The sequence below is a fragment of the Halobacillus litoralis genome (genome assembly GCF_020171725.1).
Classification (GTDB): domain Bacteria; phylum Bacillota; class Bacilli; order Bacillales; family Halobacillaceae; genus Halobacillus; species Halobacillus litoralis_F.
Genome location: NZ_JAIVAJ010000006.1, coordinates 175,609 through 195,512, shown reverse-complemented (window position 1 = coordinate 195,512; position 19,904 = coordinate 175,609). Strand labels below are relative to the sequence as shown.

Annotated in this window: 12 protein-coding genes; 6 read left to right on the top strand and 6 right to left on the bottom strand. The window is 43.4% G+C overall.

All coding sequences use genetic code 11. The features are described 5' to 3' along the window. Positions 1-162: 162 nt before the first annotated feature. On the top strand, positions 163-906 hold the full coding sequence (locus tag LCM20_RS12965) for a sugar phosphate isomerase/epimerase family protein (RefSeq protein ID WP_225195900.1): 744 nt from the start codon (positions 163-165) through the stop codon (positions 904-906). A 70-nt stretch (positions 907-976) separates the two neighbouring features. Here the strand turns inward: LCM20_RS12965 and LCM20_RS12960 are convergent, their stop codons facing one another. Continuing rightward, positions 977-3,184: an S-layer homology domain-containing protein gene (locus LCM20_RS12960; protein WP_225195899.1), complete on the bottom strand. Its 2,208-nt coding sequence runs from the start codon at positions 3,182-3,184 to the stop codon at positions 977-979. A 371-nt stretch (positions 3,185-3,555) separates the two neighbouring features. Here LCM20_RS12960 and LCM20_RS12955 point away from each other — a divergent pair, with 371 nt between their 5' ends. The 3 genes from LCM20_RS12955 to LCM20_RS12945 all read left to right on the top strand — a co-directional run bounded on the left by LCM20_RS12955 (position 3,556) and on the right by LCM20_RS12945 (position 9,437). Then, positions 3,556-4,398, top strand: a complete 843-nt coding sequence (locus LCM20_RS12955; protein ID WP_225195898.1) for a hypothetical protein — start codon at positions 3,556-3,558, stop codon at positions 4,396-4,398. A 127-nt stretch (positions 4,399-4,525) separates the two neighbouring features. After that, complete coding sequence (locus tag LCM20_RS12950) at positions 4,526-6,901, top strand: leucine-rich repeat domain-containing protein (RefSeq protein WP_225195897.1); 2,376 nt, start codon at positions 4,526-4,528, stop codon at positions 6,899-6,901. Further along, on the top strand, positions 6,894-9,437 hold the full coding sequence (locus LCM20_RS12945) for an Ig-like domain-containing protein (protein ID WP_225195896.1): 2,544 nt from the start codon (positions 6,894-6,896) through the stop codon (positions 9,435-9,437). The genes LCM20_RS12950 and LCM20_RS12945 overlap by 8 nt, the downstream gene beginning before the upstream one ends. A 112-nt stretch (positions 9,438-9,549) precedes the next feature. Here LCM20_RS12945 and LCM20_RS12940 read toward each other — a convergent pair whose 3' ends face one another. From LCM20_RS12940 to LCM20_RS12930, 3 genes are read right to left on the bottom strand one after another with little or no spacing between them, the layout of a single operon-like run. Then, positions 9,550-11,928 carry a hypothetical protein gene (locus tag LCM20_RS12940; RefSeq protein WP_225195895.1) on the bottom strand — a complete coding sequence of 793 codons (2,379 nt, stop codon included), beginning with the start codon at positions 11,926-11,928 and terminating at the stop codon, positions 9,550-9,552. Between the two features lie 13 nt (positions 11,929-11,941). After that, positions 11,942-13,369, bottom strand: coding sequence for a putative Ig domain-containing protein (locus tag LCM20_RS12935; RefSeq protein WP_225195894.1), 1,428 nt, complete (start codon positions 13,367-13,369; stop codon positions 11,942-11,944). A 17-nt stretch (positions 13,370-13,386) separates the two neighbouring features. After that, the gene (locus LCM20_RS12930; protein ID WP_225195893.1) at positions 13,387-14,187 is read right to left on the bottom strand and encodes a cohesin domain-containing protein; all 801 of its coding nucleotides are present in this window, start codon (positions 14,185-14,187) and stop codon (positions 13,387-13,389) included. 312 nt (positions 14,188-14,499) lie between these two features. Between LCM20_RS12930 and LCM20_RS12925 the strand changes: the two genes are divergently transcribed. Both LCM20_RS12925 and LCM20_RS12920 read left to right on the top strand, forming a co-directional pair. Then, positions 14,500-15,963 (top strand): APC family permease, encoded by a 1,464-nt coding sequence (locus tag LCM20_RS12925; RefSeq protein ID WP_225195892.1) that lies wholly within the window; start codon positions 14,500-14,502, stop codon positions 15,961-15,963. 107 nt (positions 15,964-16,070) lie between these two features. Next, positions 16,071-17,090, top strand: a complete 1,020-nt coding sequence (locus tag LCM20_RS12920; RefSeq protein WP_225195891.1) for an LCP family protein — start codon at positions 16,071-16,073, stop codon at positions 17,088-17,090. A 515-nt stretch (positions 17,091-17,605) separates the two neighbouring features. On the opposite strand, the gene LCM20_RS12915 is transcribed toward LCM20_RS12920, so the two are convergent. Both LCM20_RS12915 and LCM20_RS12910 read right to left on the bottom strand, forming a co-directional pair. Further along, the gene (locus LCM20_RS12915) at positions 17,606-18,124 is read right to left on the bottom strand and encodes a hypothetical protein (protein ID WP_225195890.1); all 519 of its coding nucleotides are present in this window, start codon (positions 18,122-18,124) and stop codon (positions 17,606-17,608) included. Between the two features lie 67 nt (positions 18,125-18,191). Next, positions 18,192-19,769: an Ig-like domain-containing protein gene (locus LCM20_RS12910; RefSeq protein WP_412098003.1), complete on the bottom strand. Its 1,578-nt coding sequence runs from the start codon at positions 19,767-19,769 to the stop codon at positions 18,192-18,194. Between the last annotated feature and the right edge of the window lie 135 nt (positions 19,770-19,904).

Here is a 19,904-nt window from a genome sequence, read left to right as displayed (position 1 = left end):
AGGGACTCAGTTTTTGTCGAATGATAAAACTTGAAAAATTCAAATTAATCTTACATTGAAACTCTATCTTTCTACTAGAAGTTTTTCTTTTTTCTAAAACGTATTCATTCGAAAAATTCAATTATTGGTATATAATGAGGGAAAAGTAAAGGAGTGGATGGAATGGGGAATATACCAGTAGCAGCACAGCTGTACACATTGAGAAATGAAACGGCACAGGATTTTAAAGGGACGCTGAAGCAGGTCGCGGACTTAGGCTTTGACGGCGTAGAATTCGCAGGCTTCGGAGGACACTCCGCAGAAGAAGTCAAGGAAATGCTAGAGGAGTTCGGACTTCAGGCAGCTTCAAGCCACGTTCCTTTAGCAGACTTAAAGAACCGCTTGGATGACGTCATCCAAGACCAACATACGATTGGCAGTTCATTTGTTGTATGCCCTTACATAGAGGACCGTACAGAGGAAGACTACCACGCTTTAGTTGAAGATTTAAAAGGAATCGCTAAGCAGTGTCAAAAGGAAGGTCTCACTCTCTGTTACCACAACCATGACTTTGAATTAGAAAACCTATCAGACGGCCGCACCGCCTTACAGACGATTTTCGAAGAGGTGCCTGAGCTGGAAACCGAATTTGATATTTACTGGCTGAAAAAAGCCGGAGAAGAACCTGTGGAATGGTTAGAAGCCTACCGCAATCGCTCCCCTCTCGTTCACTTGAAAGACATGACGACAGATGAAGAACAGTTCTTTGCGGAACTTGGAACTGGTGGAGTCGATTTAAAGAGTGTCGAGGAAAAAGGAAAAGACATTGGTGTGAAGTGGTGGATCGTCGAACAGGATGAAAGCAGACGCTCTCCTATTGAGAGTTTGGAGATCAGCATGGCTTATATAAAAGAGAACTTTTCATAAACTCTCATAGTAACAAAAAACATCAAAAAATCCGCTGACCATTTGGCCAGCGGATTTTTCTATATTTCTATTACTCTTCGTCGTCTTCACTGATGAAGTTAACGAATTCAAGGGACTCATCAAGGACTTTAACCATAGCAGCACGGTCAAGATCGCCGTATGGGTCAAAGTTGCCGTTACTACGGCCATTGATAACGCCAGCTTGAACCATACGCTCAACAGCATCACGAGCGTAAGCAGGAATGCTTCCTACATCTTCAAAATCATCAATACTTACGTCTTCGTTAAGCTGTGCTGCATCGAAGCCTACATATTCGAATAGGCGATCAAGCATAAGCACACCTTCAATACGAGTCAATGAAGCACCTGGATCGAAGCTTCCGTCTTCACGACCTTGAACGATTCCAGCCTCATATACAGCAGAGATTGGATCCGCATACCACTTCTCATCACGGATATCCGTGAATGGCGCATCTGCATCTTCATCTGCAAATAGAGCCAAACTACGCGCTACAAGAGCACTGAACTCTGAACGAGTAATCGCAGATTGTGGATCGAATGAACCGTCTTCTTTACCTTGAACGATGTACTTCGCAGCAAGTTTCTCTACTTGATCCTTGTTCCAAAGATCAGTTGTATCCGTGAAGGAAACGTCATCGTTCTCAACAATCGTGTACTTACTGTTTGTCTGACTCTTAAGCGTCGCTTGTGAACCAGCAAATAGTGTTGGAATTGGCGCGAATGTACCATCAGGTCTTAGTAGAACGGCTGTCGAGAATGTAGCATTGAAATCATTCTCACCTTGAACAGTACGGTTCACATAAGAAGAGAATTTCGTTACGTCTCTAGATTGACCGTTCGCTGTCGCACGAACTGTGAATTCAATAACAGATGAAGTTCTATTCAAGTTATTATTTGTAAGAGCAGTTGTTGCTTCAGCATCGTCTTCTGCAACAAGGTTCACTTGAATTTCGATTTCAACATCATCTTCAGAATCGACGCCTAGATCTTGAGCGAATTGCTGAAGGTTAAGCTCACGTACTGGAAGCTCGTAGGCTGCATCTTCTGTACCGATTTCAAGGACAGTATTCGGGTTCTTCTCAGCAATGGCTTTAACAGCTTGAGATGGTACACTGACAACTGGAATGCGGTTAGCATCGTTGTTGTTGACAAGCTTAATTGTGATCTTCTGAGCTTGTTCAGGAGTCAATTCTTCTAGAGCTTCTTGGATACGCTCTGCATTTACGCGTGCACGTACAACAGTTTTACCATCTTCTGTCTCTTCGTCCGTCACATCTACAGCTTCATCGTCCACGATTACTTGACCATCAACTGGATCAACATCTACATCAACTAGATCGTCATCTCCATCGTCGCCGCCTGGTTCAGTTGGGTTTGGAGCTGGTTCAGTTGGATCTGTTGGTTCTTCTTCCTCTTCATCATCATTGTTGTCATTGCCATTATCGTTGTCGTCGTTATCGTCGTTATCATTGTCGTTGTCGTCGTTATCATTGTCGTTGTCGTTACCATCTTCTTCATTCGCTTCGCCTAATACTGCATTTACAAGCTCTTCTTGTGCAGCAACAATTTCTTCGTTATTCTCACTTTCATCTTGAACATCGAAGTAAGCTCCTAGAATACCATCGCTATTAAGAACTACACTTCCGTCCATAGCTTCATATACAGCATTCCCATCATCTTTAAGTTCTGCTAATACTTCATCATAAGCATCTAGAATAAATTCTGACAATAGAGGGTCATCAGTAGATTCACTATATGGATAATAGTTATCTAGTTCACTTTCATTCTCTTTGATGTAATCAAATGTTTTTAGTTGAACTGTAGCCAGAAAGTCAACGAAGTCAATAAACGGAATTTCTTCTTCATCCGCATCTACTAAGTAAGGCTTTAAGCTATTGTTGTATGTAGTTTCAAAAGATGATGTAGCTTCTGCCAATTCGTCAAAATCACTTGCATAAAGGATATTACTTAGCCCTTCAAGAATGTCCTGCTTATCATCGTTAGATAGATCATCAATCGTAATATCTTCATAGATATCAGACCACTCAGCTTCCTCTAGCAAATAGTCACGACCATCTCTAACCTCTGCCTTATCGTTAATTCTCTCATAGATAGCGGAAAGAGTTGAAAGCTTCTCCAAAACATCACTCTGACTTACATCCGCACTTACTGACCCAACTGGTGTAGCTAGAATTGGTGTTGCAGCCAAAGCTGTGACTAATGCACCATTAACGCCACGTACTAATTTCTTCTTCATAACGTAACACTCACCTCTTAAGTAATAGTTTATTTCCAAATCCACAAGTGGAAGTAATTCTATGAAACTACATTACAGGAATCACTTGGAATTTAAAAGAATAATCTAAGGATACCCGATTGAAACCCATTATTCAATTGATTCATGGAATCTTAGACAAGTTTTGATGTATTTTTACAATTTAGATATTACAAGTAAAAATTTCCACCTTTTGAATAATAAGACCTTTTATCCTATAACAGCTCCATTTCGACAAATTTCCTGATAATCCTTTTTTATTTCATACTTTTATTACAAATATGTGAAAAGATTATTTTTAGTTCCTTATTTAACCATGATATAATCAAAGAAATATATTCGGAGGTGCATGAATGAAAAAAAGATATATTGCTTATGGACTACTTGCGGTAATCTTAGTCGTCGCTGGTTATTTTACATACTTGTTTAACTTTAAAGATTATGAGACGTCAGATGTAGAAGTCGACGAAATTGCTGACTCGGAGTACGAGATTGAACTTCCTGAGGATACAGATGAAAGCACTGATTCCTCTGAGCAGGATTCTACAAATACAGCAAGCGCCAGCACAAAAAATGAATCGACTGATGAAGCTAATACGGATCAATCTTCTGACTCTGTCAGTAGTAATACTTCAGAAACAGATTCACAGACAGGTACATCTACTGAAAAAGAAGAGTCTACTAGTAGTCAAGGGTCCTCATCCAGTTCATCAACTGCCAAACAAGGTAAAGATAATAAGGATGAAACAAACGGTTCTTCCAATGATTCCAACACAAGCTCAGGCAGCAAGAATGATTCTGGTTCCTCTTCTAATAATGGTTCCTCAGATTCTTCGAGTACAAAATCCGTTGCGGATATTAAGAGTAAATACCGCCCAAGCTTCAACTCGCTTGAGTCCCAGGCTCAGTCGCGGTTGAACGGATTAGTCGGACAGGCTAAAAATGAGTACATCGCGAAGAAAGAAGCCGGTGAGAGCATTTCTTACTCGTATTTCTACCAAAAATACAAATCCGCCGCCACACGTCTGGAAGGGAAGACAGATTCAGCCTTTAACCAAATTTACGGTGCTATGCAGAACGAACTGGCTAAACATGGTCACAGCAGAGGGGCAGCAAGCGAATTTAAATCCCAATACGAAAATTCAAAAGAATCCCGAAGGTCCAATCTTTTAGGGCAGGTGGCCAGTCAGTTTTAAGTGAATACTTTTATAACTCCAGATCATACACGGTCTGGAGTTTTTTTAGCTTTCGATGCCTTGATAGCTGAGGATATAAACCGATATAAGAAGAAGGGAGAATTTTACTTAGTTCGGAGTGAAAAACATGATTCAACTATTAAAACGGTCGACCATGACCTTACTATTCATCACGATATTCTTACTTCCCACTTCTGTATTCGCAGAGGAGTTAGAAGAAGCGATTCTGAAAGAGCTCGGTCTTGATGAACCTTTGTCGTCTGAAGACAAACAAGACATTGAAGAGCTGGACCTTTCTCAATACGAGTTGAACTCCATCGCAGGGATTGAACGATATGAGAATCTTAAGTCATTAGATTTATCCCATAACGAATTGGAGTCGATTTTATCCCTCAGCTACTTAGATCATTTGGAAGAGCTGTTTTTACATAACAACCGGATTTCAGATGTTGGAGCTTTACGAAGATTGCATTCACTTGAGCGTTTATCTCTATCATCAAACAATATTTCAGACCTCCGCCCCCTTAGTGGACTGTCAGACTTGGAGGAATTGAAAGTAAATGATAATAACATTATGAACCTTGCCCCGTTAGGAACTCTCAGCTCGCTAAAAGGGCTGTATGTCAACAATAACGGAATTGAGTCGCTCGATGACCTGGCCGACCTTACGTCTTTAGAGTCGTTATGGGCGGACCATAACAATATTTCAAACCTGGACGCCTTAGCGAATATGAAAGACCTCAGGAGTCTTCATCTCCAGTCCAACAAAATTACAGATGTCAAAGCGCTTGAAGGTTTGAGAAATGTGGAGTCGCTCTGGCTCAGTGACAATGACTTAAGCTCCCTAAGCGACCTGCATCATTGGAGTAAAGTCAAAGAGCTTCGTGTTGAAGAAAACAAGCTCGATGTGACCGCTCCATCTGCTGAATTGAACTGGTTTACTACGCTGCCAACTCAGACAGGCACGCTCCAGTATCTGCCTCAACAAGGGAGCGAAACGGGGATGGATACAGACGAAACCATCCGGTTTGCTGATGAAGATTTTGAAGACGCGATTCGCGACTTTTTAGGTAAAGATGATGACGAAGATATTTTTAAAAACGAAGTGACCCATATTACGGTATTGGATTTACAGAACGAAGGAATCACGGATCTAGAAGGCATTGAACACTTCCCTTCCTTGAGGGAACTTTATCTTTCTAACAATAGGATCCAATCTGTCGGACCATTAAGAGAACTGACGAATTTGAAAAAACTTTACCTCAGCAGTAATGAAATCGACTACTTGTGGGGGCTTGAGAAGCTCGATGACCTCACCCATCTAGGGCTGTCCGACAACTACATTACGTCGACTGCCTTCCTTGATGAACTGGAAGGTTTAACATGGTTGAACCTATCGGATAACTCGATTTTGGAAGTACATCCGCTAGGGGAGCTCGAAAACTTAACGTCGCTTTATTTGACGAACAATCAAATTAAAAACGTACGTCCGCTTCAATCCCTGGACGAACTGGAAAACCTGTGGATATCGGACAACCGTCTAACTTCGATCGATGCACTGGAAGACTTGAACGACTTGAAATCTCTTCATATCAGTAAAAACGAAATCGAGGACATTTCTGCAGTTGACCGGATGTATCGACTAGTTGAACTATATGCCAACGAAAACGACATTGAAGAGATTGATGCCATACGGGGCCATAACAACCTCTCCCGTATCCAACTTGCATATAACAAGATTGAAGATATGACCGATGTTCATGACCTTCCGTCACTTACAGATTTGAATTTAGAGGGAAATCTCATTTATGACCTCTCCCCTCTCTCAAATGAGTCGTTTCCAGAAGCTCGTTTGAATCTGAAAATGAATCAACTGATGCTCGGACACCCGGACACCGTTGAGATCCTGGAAGAGTTACGTGATGAAGGGGCCACAATTGATACGACCCCACAAGACGACATCCAGTTTGTAAACTTCGGCAGGAAAATGAACGTCGCAGTCGATAAAGAGTGGACGGTCACCTTCAATGAAGAGCCAGACTTAGCCCGCGATTCTGTGTTTATTTTGAACGAAGATGACGAGGTTGTTCCAATTGATAGAAAAGTAGATGATAAAGAGCTCACGATTGAGCCGGATAACGGGGAATACGAATATGGACATACCTATCGTCTGTACATCACGAAGTTCACCACATTCGGTAAAGATGATCAACCATTGAACCAGCATGCTGTGATGACCTTTACCGTTCAAAAATCGCACGATACAAAAGCTGAACAGTCCGTTATCGATTTAGGCGGGGTTGTGCTGACGTATGAGAACTATTCGACAGAAGTCATTATCGAATCGTCTCAGCTCGATTTGTCTGAAGGCGATCCCTATCTCTTGATTGACGGAGAGCGCCTTGATTTCACCGACGACGAGAACGGCTATTATCGAATCGAAGACATTCCGAACTACTTTACAAAAAATGAGTTAGAAGGAGCGGTTGTAAACTATGATTAAATGGAAAGTCATCAGTCTCTTTCTTATCGTATTGAGTTTGAGCTTCATCCATCAACCCGTTCACGCTGAGTCTACGATTTCCGTCTATGGAAAGCACACTTTGACGTTAATCGAAGATGACGACGGAGAGCTGCACTTACTTGGTTGGGGATGGAACGCTTTTGACCAATTAACGATTAAGGAAAAACAAACATCTGTGCCTCGCGAGATTGGAACAGGAGAAGAAGTGATTGAAAGTGTCGAAGCTGGAGACATCCACTCTCTCGTGCTGACCGAATACGGAGAAGTCTTCTCCTTCGGTTCTAACGACAATGGCCAGGCCGGAACCGGCGAGCCTTCGACTACAGAGCCTGAGCTTACCCAGGTCATGGCTTTCGAAAAAGACAACTCGAATGAATTCACTTTACGAAAGTTATCGAACATCACCCAAATCTCTGCGGGAGACAGCCATTCCCTTGCTTTGAAAGCGGACGGCACGGTCTGGAGCTTCGGTTCCAATCAGTTCGGCCAGCTCGGCCAGCACGAATTCAAAGCAACCGGTGAAAAGGTGACGGCGGAACAAATCCTGGGGCTTGAAGATATTGTAGAAATTGAAAGCTTCCAAAATCATAACCTGGCGCTTGATGAAGAGGGTACCGTATGGGCTTGGGGAGAGAACTGGGGCGGGCAGATGCCCGTAAGTTTCGCTTTTACCAAAACCCCTTATGAAGTTGAAGGACTTCCGAAAATAAAAGGGATTGCCACCGGAAGCTCCCACTCCCTAGCTTTAGATGAAGATGGTGGAGTATGGGCTTGGGGACGGAATGATTTCGGGTTGAACGCGGCACCGACCGATTTTGCCACTCCTTTTCTCGTACCATCTTTACCAGAAATCGAACATGTTGCTGCCGGTGCGTACCATAACTTAGCTCTTGATACGGACGGCAATATCTGGTCTTGGGGAGACAATTCTGTAGGAGAGCTGGGCTATGCCCCATCCAGCGCTGTCACCCAGCCCCCTTCTCAAATAGCAGGAATCAACGATGTCGTAGAAGTCGATGCCGGCACCAGGTATTCCATAGCTAAAACAGAAGACGGAGATATTTACACATGGGGCTTGAATGATTACGGACAACTCGGTGACGGATCGGCTGACAATAGAGGCATTCCGAATAACTTGACCCTCACACTCGCTCAAGGCGTCGAAATCGATCGTGAAACGATCACATTAGAAGAAGGCGACGATGCTGAACTCAACGCTCGTTTGATACCAGAAGGTTCTGTTTTTACTGAAATCGAATGGTCATCCAGCAACCCCGACATGGTTTCCGTATCTGACGACGGTCGTATAGAAGTCACCGAAGACATGACTCGCGTCGAAGGAAACCGCGCAACGATTACAGCGTCGATCCTAGATGGGAAATATGAAGATACCATCGAAGTCATCATTGCCGTCCCTGTTTCAGGTGTCGAGCTGAACAAGAAGTCCGTTACGTTAGAAAGAGTACCTGAGTGGCTGGACGTCCAGGAAGACTCCATTCAACTCGAAGCTCTCGTTTACCCCTATAACGCAACAGATAAGCGAATCATTTGGGACTCGGAAGATCCTGATGTCGCTACGGTCAATACACAAGGTGAAGTGACATCCGTGTCCGAAGGAAAAACAACCATTACCGCTACGACAATCGATGGCGGTTACTCAGATTCGGTGGAAATTGAAGTGAACGTGCCGGTCGACCGCATTTTCATAAAAGGCAACGAACATGATTTATACTTGGAGCAAGAAGAGCAGTATCAGTTAGAGTATAGGATTTATCCTTTAAGCGCGACAGATCAATATGTGTACGAATGGGAAAGCAGTAAGCCTTCTGTCGTTAAAGTGAAACAGAACGGTAAGATTGAGGCCGTTTCAGAGGGAACAGCCGAAATTACGGTCACGACCCTTTATAAAAGGAAAAAAGGCTCGATCACCGTTCATGTGTATGATGACGACTACACGGAACTATCCGCCTTTAACATATCTGATGACCCGATCGAAGTTGATGCAGAAGATACAGTGAAGCTGAACCCCACTTTTTATCCATCAAGGGCAACGAACAAAGAACTTCACTATGAATCACTCAACACAGAAGTTGCCACGGTTACAAGTAACGGCAGGGTACGCGGGGTCAGCACAGGCTCAACCATCATTCGAGCCCGCTCAGCGGATACAGGAAAAGTTGATACGGTACGAGTCATCGTAGGTCCTTCAAAAGATGGATGGGCTGTCATGCAGACAGATGATAGCGTCTCAAGACAAAAGTATTGGATTGTCACATTTAATCAGGATATAGATCCTGACAGCATCGATAACCGTTCCGTGTACATCCGGGAAGAATCGAGCACTAGAAAACATGATATCAAAGCAGAGATCATCGGCGGACGAACGCTGTACATCATTCCGGAAGACCGCTATGACTCAAATGAGGATTATGAGTTATATATTACAGATGATGTAGAAACAGAAGACGGAGAAGCACTCAGCCAGCCGATTAAGTTCAAGTTCTCTACAAATTAAATGATGAGTCTCTTCCTATTATATAGATGTGGGAGAGGCTCTTTTCTTTGGATGAAAACCAAAAGAAACCCCGTGAAGCTGTTACCAGCATCACGGGGTTTTCTACTGTTATTTAAGGTACATCATTGTATGGAGCGAAGAATGGTTCAAGAACTCCGATACGGTCTAACTCACTTACAGGGATCTGCTCGAGCACTTGTCTCATAAGATCCGGTTGCTGCATCAATTCGTAAAGCGATACCCGCTCCCCGAATATGTCTGTAATCTCCGGAACATACTCGTTGTTGAACTCAGATCCAGGTGCGCCCTGCAAACGGAACACGCGTGTAACAAGTTCGTTCTCATTGACATCGTACGCTGTAATTTCAAGCTGTGTTACGTTAGAGCTTAGTCCAGCGAATGTAGCTGTAAATTTACCATTCGCTCCACGTTCGAGCATTCTTCTTTCATCTTGGTTTGTTGAAACCGTTAAATACTCGACATCCGCATCCGCTTCAACATCCACGTTGGTAAGGTTTGGAGCGACTTGTGCATCTGGCGCAAGTCCTTGACGGTAGTGGATTGTTTCTACGTTTCGAATGAACACCTTAGGCACATCAATCGCAATATTATGACTCGGCGTTTGAAGAAGGCCTGAGTTCAATTCATATGCGGACTTGTCCAAGAAGGCATTCTTGAATCCATCTGCTGTCTTAAAGCTCACTTCAATGGTGTCACTCTCAGAATAAGAGCTTCCTCCAAAGCGGTCTTTTACGATGCCTGGTTGGATGACTAAATCATAAATGGTATCTGGACGTAATAAATTTTGGTTATCCAAACCATGTTGAACTGTAATGATCAGCTCATTTGGTCTACTCTCATTCACTGTAGCAGTCGCACTCAAGTTACGATTACTTCCAGAAGAGTCAATTTCAAGCTTAGAATTAGGGTTTCCATTAAGAATAATCGCGTCTTGGAAATTCAAAATCAACTGCTGATTCAGCCCAACCCCCAGTTTGTTTACTCCAACCAATTCAGGGATTCTATAAATATCATTGCTTGGATTCAAGCTGAATGGAGAGAATGTATGATCAAATGTTTCATTACCTGGATTAAAGAACGTTGTCGCGATAGTTGGTTTCTTCTCTGTATAGAAGATAAGTTTATTGAACTCATTACCCAAGTTAAATTGTCCTAATCCATTATCATTACCAACCTCTGTAGCTAGGCTACCCGCTGGGATACTTACATAATATTCCTTGTTCGGATCCAATGCTTCGTATTCTATTTCGAGTACAGAGCCTCCGTCACTTATCCCTCTGTTGAATGCCTCGTAATACCTGTAGTCATTTCCCTCACTATCGAGAATTTGTATTTGCTCCTGGCCTCTTGGTGTCAGTTTAATATCATTATCAAACCTAACTGAAACACTTCCTCGGGTATTAGCATAAACACCTCTTAAGTAATTAAACTCCTGTTCTGTTGGAGCTTCGTCAATACTGAAGCCTGTCCCGTCAGTCCCAATACCTGGAAGCAACCTAGGGAACGGGTCAGTAGAAAAGCTTACATAACCATGGTCACCATCAGCAAAGAGATGTCCATCTTCCCACTCTGAGCCATCATCAATATACTCAGCTTTAGGTAGACGTCGTATTCTAGCAGGATCTTCGTAAACGTCACCATCATCGTCAAACTCAAGTAGCCAACTATCCCCTACCGCAATTCTATTTGCTGTAGACACTCTTAGAGTGAAACGTTGCCCTCCAGTTGCGTTTTCGTTGATAGTACCATCGTTATTAATCCCGAACCTCAAGTCTCCATCGTTAGCTGTATTACTGTTTATGTCATCTACATCTTGAGAATGGAAATTTCCGTTCTGATCGTAATAAGAAATCTCATAGGTTCTGTTCGTTCCATTATCATCGGATAAATGAATCTTCAGGAACCGATTTGCCATATCACTGAATCCGTCTGGAGAATCAATAATCTGCGGGACGCCCATTTCAGGCGTTGCCCCTACTACAAACATTTTGTAATTAACATTCTCCTCCAATCCATCCAGGTTAATTTCAGCGTTTTCTACTCCACCTTGTAAATCATTTACTACGCCTGTTTTTACAACATCACCACTAGCCAAGTCCAGAAGTAACTCTGGATTTGTAATTAAATGTGCGTCGTTATTATCTACGACTAGCTCTTCTAAATCCCCAAGTACTCCACTAGACTTAGTGACGCCAACTAACCGGTCAAGGTTATTACTGCCGCTGGATACAATACTGTCACTTTCAACAACTACGTAAAATAGACGGTCAATATCGAGCCCATTATCTGAATTTTTCGTGTCAAAAGTCATGTTCACTTCATTTGTACCAATATTCTCTAAACGGAAGTCCGTTATTTCATCGAATACTATATTTTGAGGATCTTCTAGATTCTCAGCGTGAACAGAAGGTGCTAAAGCAGCAAATACCAAGGTCAAAATCATAGTAAATCCAAATACTTTATTCTTCACTTTAATCCCCCTCTTATCTCAAAGTAACTTTCTTCTCCGTAATCTTTTCATTGAAATAATCATAAGCGACAAGCGTCACAACATCCCCAGATTCCAACCTCGGCGTTGCAAGGCTGAACGTACTATCCACATCCGCGTTCATATCAATCTCATCACGTCCAGCAACGATCACCACGCGGGAAACTTTATCCGTTACATCCACCGTAATCGTGTGAACATCAAGGAATCCTACATAGTCTGTTTCCACTGCGCCTAACTGGTCCTCTGGAACATATGGCTTCTCGTCCCCATCATAGACTATAACTTTAGCCGTAATCGTCATACTGACAGCATCAACCATACCGGATACGAGGAATTCACCTGTTGAAGTTGTGCTGAAGTCCTGCCAGTCTACGTCTTCATTAGAAGTTGTCCCGTCTTTGTACGTGACTTGAATGCTGTCTGGAAGAGATACACTGTCGCCTTTTTCCACACTGATCGGTGAAATCTCCTCAAGCTGTCTTACATCAGACTCAATGACAGAGAAGTCAAAGGTCTTCTTCATTTCCGCACCTGTACGGTCTTCAACTGTGATGGTCACTTCTCCATCATCGATTCGTGAAGGTGTACCGGTAATCACGCCGGTTTGTTCATTTAACTCAAGGCCACTTGGAAGTCTACGTGCATCCCATGTATAGGGAGCCTGACCGTACTTCGCTTCCATTTGGAAACTGTAAGGAACATCAAGAAAAGCTGTATTCACTTCTTCTGTCGTAATGCGTGCCATACTTGTTTTTGATCCAACAATGTATTCGAGCAATTCTTCTGCATCACTTTGTGAAATGTTTCCGTCTCCATCGATATCCGCATATGCTCGGTCTGAGCTGTCAAGCGTCTCAGATCCATTCGCATGCTGAAGAATCTTCATCGCTTGTGCTGCATTCAATTCGTTGGAGTCATTCACATCGCCCAAAGACCGCTCGTAGTAAATCGCTCCATCAAAAGCCGCCTCGACGAGTTCTTCGTCATCATTGTCTGTAATGGATACGTTACTCAATTCGATATCAAATTTTTCCCCGTAATCCGCTGAATCATCTACTTCATACGTGATGTAACCCAGCACAGAGGCATCGACATCGACTTCCTCACCAGAAGCTAGGAAGCTGATGTTAAGCGTATCTCCGTCTTCACGGGACGTCGTATTGAACATTCCGTTATCGAACTTTGGAGCGGGGTCAAACCCATCCAGCTCAAGATCAGCATCCTGGACTGAGACTTGAAAACTTCCAGAGTTCAGGTCACGGAAGTTGTGCAGTTTCACGGCGACTGTCACTTCATCACTTGTTGAATATACTTGGGTCACTTCGACTACCGAGTCACGGTAGGCAAGTGCTTGGCTGGTTGAAAATAACGTTAAGACAAGCACAAAAATCGTAAATAACCCGCCTACTTTTTTGTTCATACCGCTGCCTCCTGTTGTTATTGAACTGTAAACGGTACTTTGACCGCTTCTTTCAATCGAGTATTCGTCATCGAGCGTACATTCTCTGAAACGATCAAGCTGTAATCATAAGATCTTCTTAATTCATCTGCAGGTTTCACCGTCAATACTTTTCCATCATTCGAAAGGGATAGGTTGACGTCTACTAATGCATTTCTTCTTTCGTTTTGAATATACACACTCTGTTCGGAAATGGAAGATTCAAGAATCGGTGTACTGAACTCGATGGTCCATGTCTTATTTCCAGACACTTCTTCCTCTGATTCAACTTTTCCGTCAAATGGCTTTATGTATCCGTCGCTTAGCGATACACCGATTTCATCTCCATCTTCATCGAACACTTGTGTTTCTACAAGTTCAAGGTCTGTTGCTTTCACGCCCTGCTCGTGTGTGGTATAAAAATCAAGGGATAACAGCGTTCCGTTCTCAACCTCATCTGTTGCAACCCAAGCAAATTTGACTATTCCATCTTCCGCTTCATCCTCATTGATGACCGTAATGGCATCTTCAAGACTGCTGCCGCTGTCGGTTCCTCTTACGTAACCGACTTGAGGATCATAACGCAGCTCTAATTGGCCGCTCTCCATGTTCTCGATATCTTGAGCCTCAATCGAGATCGACACCGTCTTTCTCTCCGAATCTTCATACACAGACGACACACTGATCGTCCCCTTACCGACTGCTGATGCATCGCCCTGCCATGGTAAAAAGGCAAATAGCAGAACGGCCGTCATCAGGGTCATGCCCGCCGACTTCCATCTTAGATGTTGAATTCTCATAGTAAACTGACAAAGGGTAGATCTCCCTTCGTCAACGTTTCCCCCTTTCGATATGTACAAAAATCTTTTCAATAGTATTTATATCGGTGTTTATGTCACTATTTGAAGAAGATTAATGATAAATCAGCCATTTTGCCCAGGAAATTTTATGAAATCGAAAAGCCGTTCAGCCGCCCTGCTTTTATTTTCCACCGGATTTAAGTTTAACTTCATCTTTGTGGGTAAATATAAACGTAAATGGCTTGCGAAATATGACGAATCATTAATAGAATAGTCGAGGTACGTCTTTTATTTTTAGGAGGAAAACATATAATGGCCACGAGAGAAAGAAAAAAATTAGAAAGATCACTTAAGCCGCACTGGGTGTGGGCAATTGCCTTCGGATCGGCAATCGGTTGGGGAGCCTTCGTTCTTCCGACAGATTGGATTTCACAGGCAGGTCCGATCGGTGTCGTTATCGGGATTCTGCTCGGCGCCGCGCTTATGATGATCATCGGTGTCAGCTACGGGTTCTTGATCGAGAAATTCCCGGTTACAGGTGGAGAGTTCGCGTATGCTTACATCGGATTTGGACGAGGATTTGCTTTTATAGCGGGGTGGTTCCTGACGCTTGGATATATTTGTATTGTCGCGTTGAACGCATCTGCTTTGGCATTGCTCGCAAAGTTTTTATTCCCGGATTTTGTCCGGACAGGAAATATGTACACCGTTGCCGGTTATGAAGTGTCCATCATTCAAATTGCTATTGCCAGTCTTGCACTTATTTTGTTTGCCATTCTGAATATTCGTGGAGCAAGCTTCTCCGGTAAAACCCAATTCGTATTCAGTATTATTCTGATCATTGGAATCAGTCTCCTTGCGGTCGGTGCCATCTTTTCTGAAGGTCCGAGTCTTTCAAACATCACGCCGGCCTTTACACCGGACCAAACAGCGATTGCATCGATTCTGACCATTCTTGCGATTGCGCCTTTTGCCTACGTAGGATTTGATAATATCCCTCAGGCAGCTGAAGAGTTCGAGTTTGAACCGAAGAAAGCATTTGGTCTGATCATTTGGTCCCTTCTTGCTGCGGGACTTGCTTACAGCGCCATGATTCTGATTACAGCCAGTACGATGCCATGGCAGAATCTTCTCGCTCAAATACAGGAGACAGGTTCTGTATGGGGAACAGGAGATGCAATCGAGAGCTATATGGGCCGCGCCGGTGTATTTATCATCGCCGCCGCAGTCTGTATGGGGATTTTCACAGGATTGAACGGTTTCTACATTTCGGCAAGCCGTCTGACCTTTGCTATGGGGCGCGCACGCATCCTGCCTGATATGTTCCGTCAGCTCCATTCCAAGCATAAAACGCCTTATGTCGGCATTTTGTTCACCATGGCCATCTGCCTGATTGCCCCGTGGTTCGGCCGTGAGGCACTGCTCTGGGTTGTCGACATGTCTTCTACCGGTGTAGCGATCGCTTACTTCTTCTGCACGGCAACTGCTTATAAGTTCTTCCGCTGGTCGGACAAGCAGCAAGCAAGAGGTTATGCCGATGTCGTCGCACCAGGTAAAAAACTGCTTTCCTTAATTGGAATGATCAGTGCAATCGGGTTTCTTGCCCTGCTTCTGCTTCCATGGTCCCCGGCATCACTTGGAACAGAATCGTATATCGCACTGGGCGTCTGGGTATTAATTGGAATCATTTTCTACCTGTTCAACGCGAAACGGTATAATAGTATCGAAAGAAAAGAAATGAACTACTTGATTTTGGAAAAAGAAGAGATCAACTAAGCCTGATGCCCTGCTCTATCGTGAGCAGGGCTTTTTCAGCAAAACCTTTGATTCTTTACCGATATGATACAATGTGAAAGTGAGAGGTAAAAATAGAGGTGTTTTTTATGGCAACAACCAGAATCAAAAGAAGACGAAAACGAAATAGAAAAAAACGATTCAGAATTATTGGCGCTATTTTATTTGTGTTTGCACTTTGTATTGGCGTTGGCTTCTATTACGCTACACAAGTTTATACCGCTTCATATAAAGATTTAGAACGTGGCGATAAATCGGATTTGAGGGAACAGCCAGTCGATATCGGATCAGATCCGATTTCCATTCTTCTATTAGGAGTGGAAGACTATGCGACAGAAGGCGGCGCAGGCCGTGCGGATACTCAGATCGTCATGACCCTTGATCCGGAAACGAAAGAAATGACGATGACGAGCATTCCAAGAGATACGAGAGTGGAGCTTCCTGCTGAAAAAGTCGGAGATGCTTACGCTGGTTATCACAAAATCAATTCCACCTATTCACTTGGGGAGTTATCTGGATACGGTGCTGAAAAATTAGCCGTTGAAACCGTCGAGGATTACCTGGACATTCCGATCGACACATACGCTACCGTCAACTTTGAGGGATTCATTGAAGTCGTAGACCTGCTCGGCGGCGTGACCATTGATGTGAAAGAGCCATTCTGGGAACGAAGCAGCATCGATTATTACAAGATTATCGAATTTGAAGAGGGACCTACGAAGATGACAGGTGAAGAAGCGTTGGCCTTCGTTCGAATGAGAAAAAGAGATGCCGCACTGACGTATCCTCGTGATGAGCGACAAAGACAGTTTATCAAAGCGTCGATTGACGAAGCGATTTCAGCTGGAACCATCTTTAAAGTAGGACAGATATCTGATGTAGTTGGTGAAAATATATCAACGAACCTCTCACCACGCGAAATTTATGCGATTCAAAAAGCGTTCTCCTCTAAGGAATCAACGACCGAATCGATTGAAATCCAAGGAGTAAACGAACGCTTGGAAGACGGGCTATTCTACTTCGTGCCAGACGAAGAGAGCCTGGAAAACGTAAAAGATCAGCTTCAAACCAAACTGGAGTACACATCTTCAGATCAAACCGAAGAGTAGCATGTGACGAGCGATTGACTTATTTACTTAAGTCGATCGCTTTTTTTAGTCGCTTTCCATATAGTCCAAGGCGGGGCAGGGAAGGATGTTGAGGCGAAATCATCGTATACAAAATAAAGCGATCACCCTGTCGTTGACCGCTTCCCTATTATGTAGAAGAAACCCTATTAAACACGAGAACGCCAAAAACCCGTTTACATGCGTAAGGTCCTTCGTATTCAATTGAATTCTGAGAGTTGGAGCTTTGTATGCCAATCCGTTTAATAAATGGTTCCATATTGACCAGTCGGCGATACGCGTCTTCCGTTAAAGGTTTGAATGGTTCGACAACGATGGTTTTGTCAATTCGAACACTATACCTACCGAGCATCGAGAATTCATGGTGATCTACAAATAGTTTGGATAGCTGCGTCAAATCTTTCCCACCTTTCAACAACCAGAAAATCTATAACTATCATTATAAAATTTTCTTTAAATGGGAACAAGTCCGAAATGTGTCATTTTTCGATTTTTTATTAAAATGCAGCTTGTACTTCATCAAGCCACGTACTTCTCCACTGCTTTTTGGTCTGCTCGTAATCTTTCTTCAGCTCTTCTGCAGCATGACTGGGATAGCCGGAACTCTCTAGCTGCTGGCTCATTTGATCGTGGATCACAGCAAACGCTTCGTCTGTCGTCTTCTCCAATCGATTGGCTGCAGAACTGTACTTACTGAAGAAATAACTGTAGGAAACGTCCTCCTGGTTGTTCATTTTCGTGACATATTCCTGTTGCGCTTCCGATGCTAAACTCTGTATGCGCTGACCTGCATCCGATACTAAAGACGAGTAACTACTCTGATAGCTTCGCACAATATCTTGTTCGGATAGTGCCTCTACCGACTCTTGTTCAGGCAAGGACAGCGCATAGGATTGATCTGCAATTTGGTCGACCTGCTCATCTGCCGTATCAATCGACGTCAAGTGAAGCAGGAACCCAGCGGCTATACCAACGATAAACATGAACATCATAAGGGCAATGGTCAACTTCTTCATAACGATCACTCACTTGTTTTTCAGAAAAGTATAGCATGCCCTACAAAATATGGTAGTGAGAATAGTCCTATTCGACAAAACCAGTGAAAGAATCAAACCATAGCTGATCCGTCGCCCCGTTCGGACCTTCCCATTCAATAAGGTGATAAGGGCGAACTTGAGACCCTTCACCGAAAATCTGCTCCTTCATTTCCGTTCTCACGTATGTGTAGTCGCCACCACGATCTGTTGTATCTAAATATTGAACGGCTTCTTCAGGCGATACGTCTAAATGGTCTGTGTTTGTAAAATCTCTTTGTTCGACACCATTTAGTAACCACTGCTCGTCGCTTAATACGAATTCGTAAATTTCAAAGCCCCCGTCATCCATCAGTGACGTAGGAAAGGCAGATTCGACTCGCAAGGTTTCGCCATCATTTTGCAAAACATGATATTGTAAGTTCCACTTTGGTTCCTGGAAGTATCGATAATCACAGGCCCCACAAGCGTTATCGTAGTATTCCTTCAACGTTGAATCGACCATGGGCTCTGTCGCGACCTCGAGTAATTCAGAACGCACGCGGTCATAATCCTTCTTCGTATCGTTATCCAAATATTTGCTGATATCCCGGTTGATGATGGCGTGCACAGCTTCGACACTGTCATGCGTAATCTGCTTCACTTCCTGATCAGATAACGGTTCTACATCTAACATATCGGCTGTTGAAGAGAAGGCGTTATAGCTGTCTACGTACAGGTCACGTTCTTGATTGGTGTTATAGACATGAATCGGGCGGACTTCTCCACCAGCTATCCCTTCCAACTCCACAGTCCTTACATAGGTTGCTTCAAGATCAGGTGTGTTTTCTAAAAACTTCTCCCCTTGTAAAGGAGTTACATTTAAATATCCACCTTCCTCAAAGGAAGCGGTTGTGTATTCATTCAACATCCACTCACCATCGATCTTCTTGAATTCATAGGTCCCGTATCCACCATCCGAAAGAAATCCTGCATTTTCGACAGTTGTCACACGTACTAGATCCTCTTCATCCTTTTCAACTTCGAAGTGCAATTCAAAGTCAGGCTGGTATAAGAAGATGAACCGGTCACAGCCCCCACAAGCTTTGTTCAGGTATTCGTCCTTCAAGAAACCATCAACGAAAGAGTCCGTTGCATAGTTGTTAAGTTCTCCTTCTACACGGTCAAAGTCCCGCTCACCGCCGAGGTTTTCATTCAGGTCATTGGAGATTATCTTCTCAATCGCTTTCGTTTTGTCTAACACAAGCTCATGCATCTCTTTGTCCGTCATGCCACTCGCGCCGGGCTTTGTCGAAAACGTTAGAGACCTCTCATCTTGGAGAGCGACACCTTTTTTCGAATAAAGGTCGTCGGTAATCTGTAACGTGTATGTACTCCCTTGTTCATAAGCATCCTCCGCACCGACAATCAGCTGAGTTTGATCTTCGCCATAGGATAGAGCGAAATCAACCGGGTTCCATTGAGCATCATATAAAAGGACCCCTCCGTCATTCATGCTCATCTCCGTATTAAAATTCACCGTCCAATCCTTATCCAACGGAACATTCTCTCGTTCAGCTGCAGAAATGGACCCTGCTGCACCTAAAATAAACAATGACGCCAGCAATAGACCGACCAACTTTTTCATCACATGATGTCCTCCCTTTGTTTTTTACTCTTGTTCCACATCCTTACATTTATCAAACCATATATACAAATGTTCCACCACCCGCTTACGTCCTGCTCTTTTCGTACCAATATATGTATATCTTTAAAGACGGTC

Bases quoted from the DNA above. Each gene is read 5' to 3' on its own strand.
- LCM20_RS12965 (WP_225195900.1), top strand. From the start codon at position 163: ATGGGGAATATACCAGTAGCAGCACAGCTGTACACATTGAGAAATGAA.
- LCM20_RS12960 (WP_225195899.1), bottom strand. From the start codon at position 3,184: ATGAAGAAGAAATTAGTACGTGGCGTTAATGGTGCATTAGTCACAGCT.
- LCM20_RS12955 (WP_225195898.1), top strand. From the start codon at position 3,556: ATGAAAAAAAGATATATTGCTTATGGACTACTTGCGGTAATCTTAGTC.
- LCM20_RS12950 (WP_225195897.1), top strand. From the start codon at position 4,526: ATGATTCAACTATTAAAACGGTCGACCATGACCTTACTATTCATCACG.
- LCM20_RS12945 (WP_225195896.1), top strand. From the start codon at position 6,894: ATGATTAAATGGAAAGTCATCAGTCTCTTTCTTATCGTATTGAGTTTG.
- LCM20_RS12935 (WP_225195894.1), bottom strand. From the start codon at position 13,369: ATGAACAAAAAAGTAGGCGGGTTATTTACGATTTTTGTGCTTGTCTTA.
- LCM20_RS12930 (WP_225195893.1), bottom strand. From the start codon at position 14,187: ATGAGAATTCAACATCTAAGATGGAAGTCGGCGGGCATGACCCTGATG.
- LCM20_RS12925 (WP_225195892.1), top strand. From the start codon at position 14,500: ATGGCCACGAGAGAAAGAAAAAAATTAGAAAGATCACTTAAGCCGCAC.
- LCM20_RS12920 (WP_225195891.1), top strand. From the start codon at position 16,071: ATGGCAACAACCAGAATCAAAAGAAGACGAAAACGAAATAGAAAAAAA.
- LCM20_RS12915 (WP_225195890.1), bottom strand. From the start codon at position 18,124: ATGAAGAAGTTGACCATTGCCCTTATGATGTTCATGTTTATCGTTGGT.
- LCM20_RS12910 (WP_412098003.1), bottom strand. From the start codon at position 19,769: ATGAAAAAGTTGGTCGGTCTATTGCTGGCGTCATTGTTTATTTTAGGT.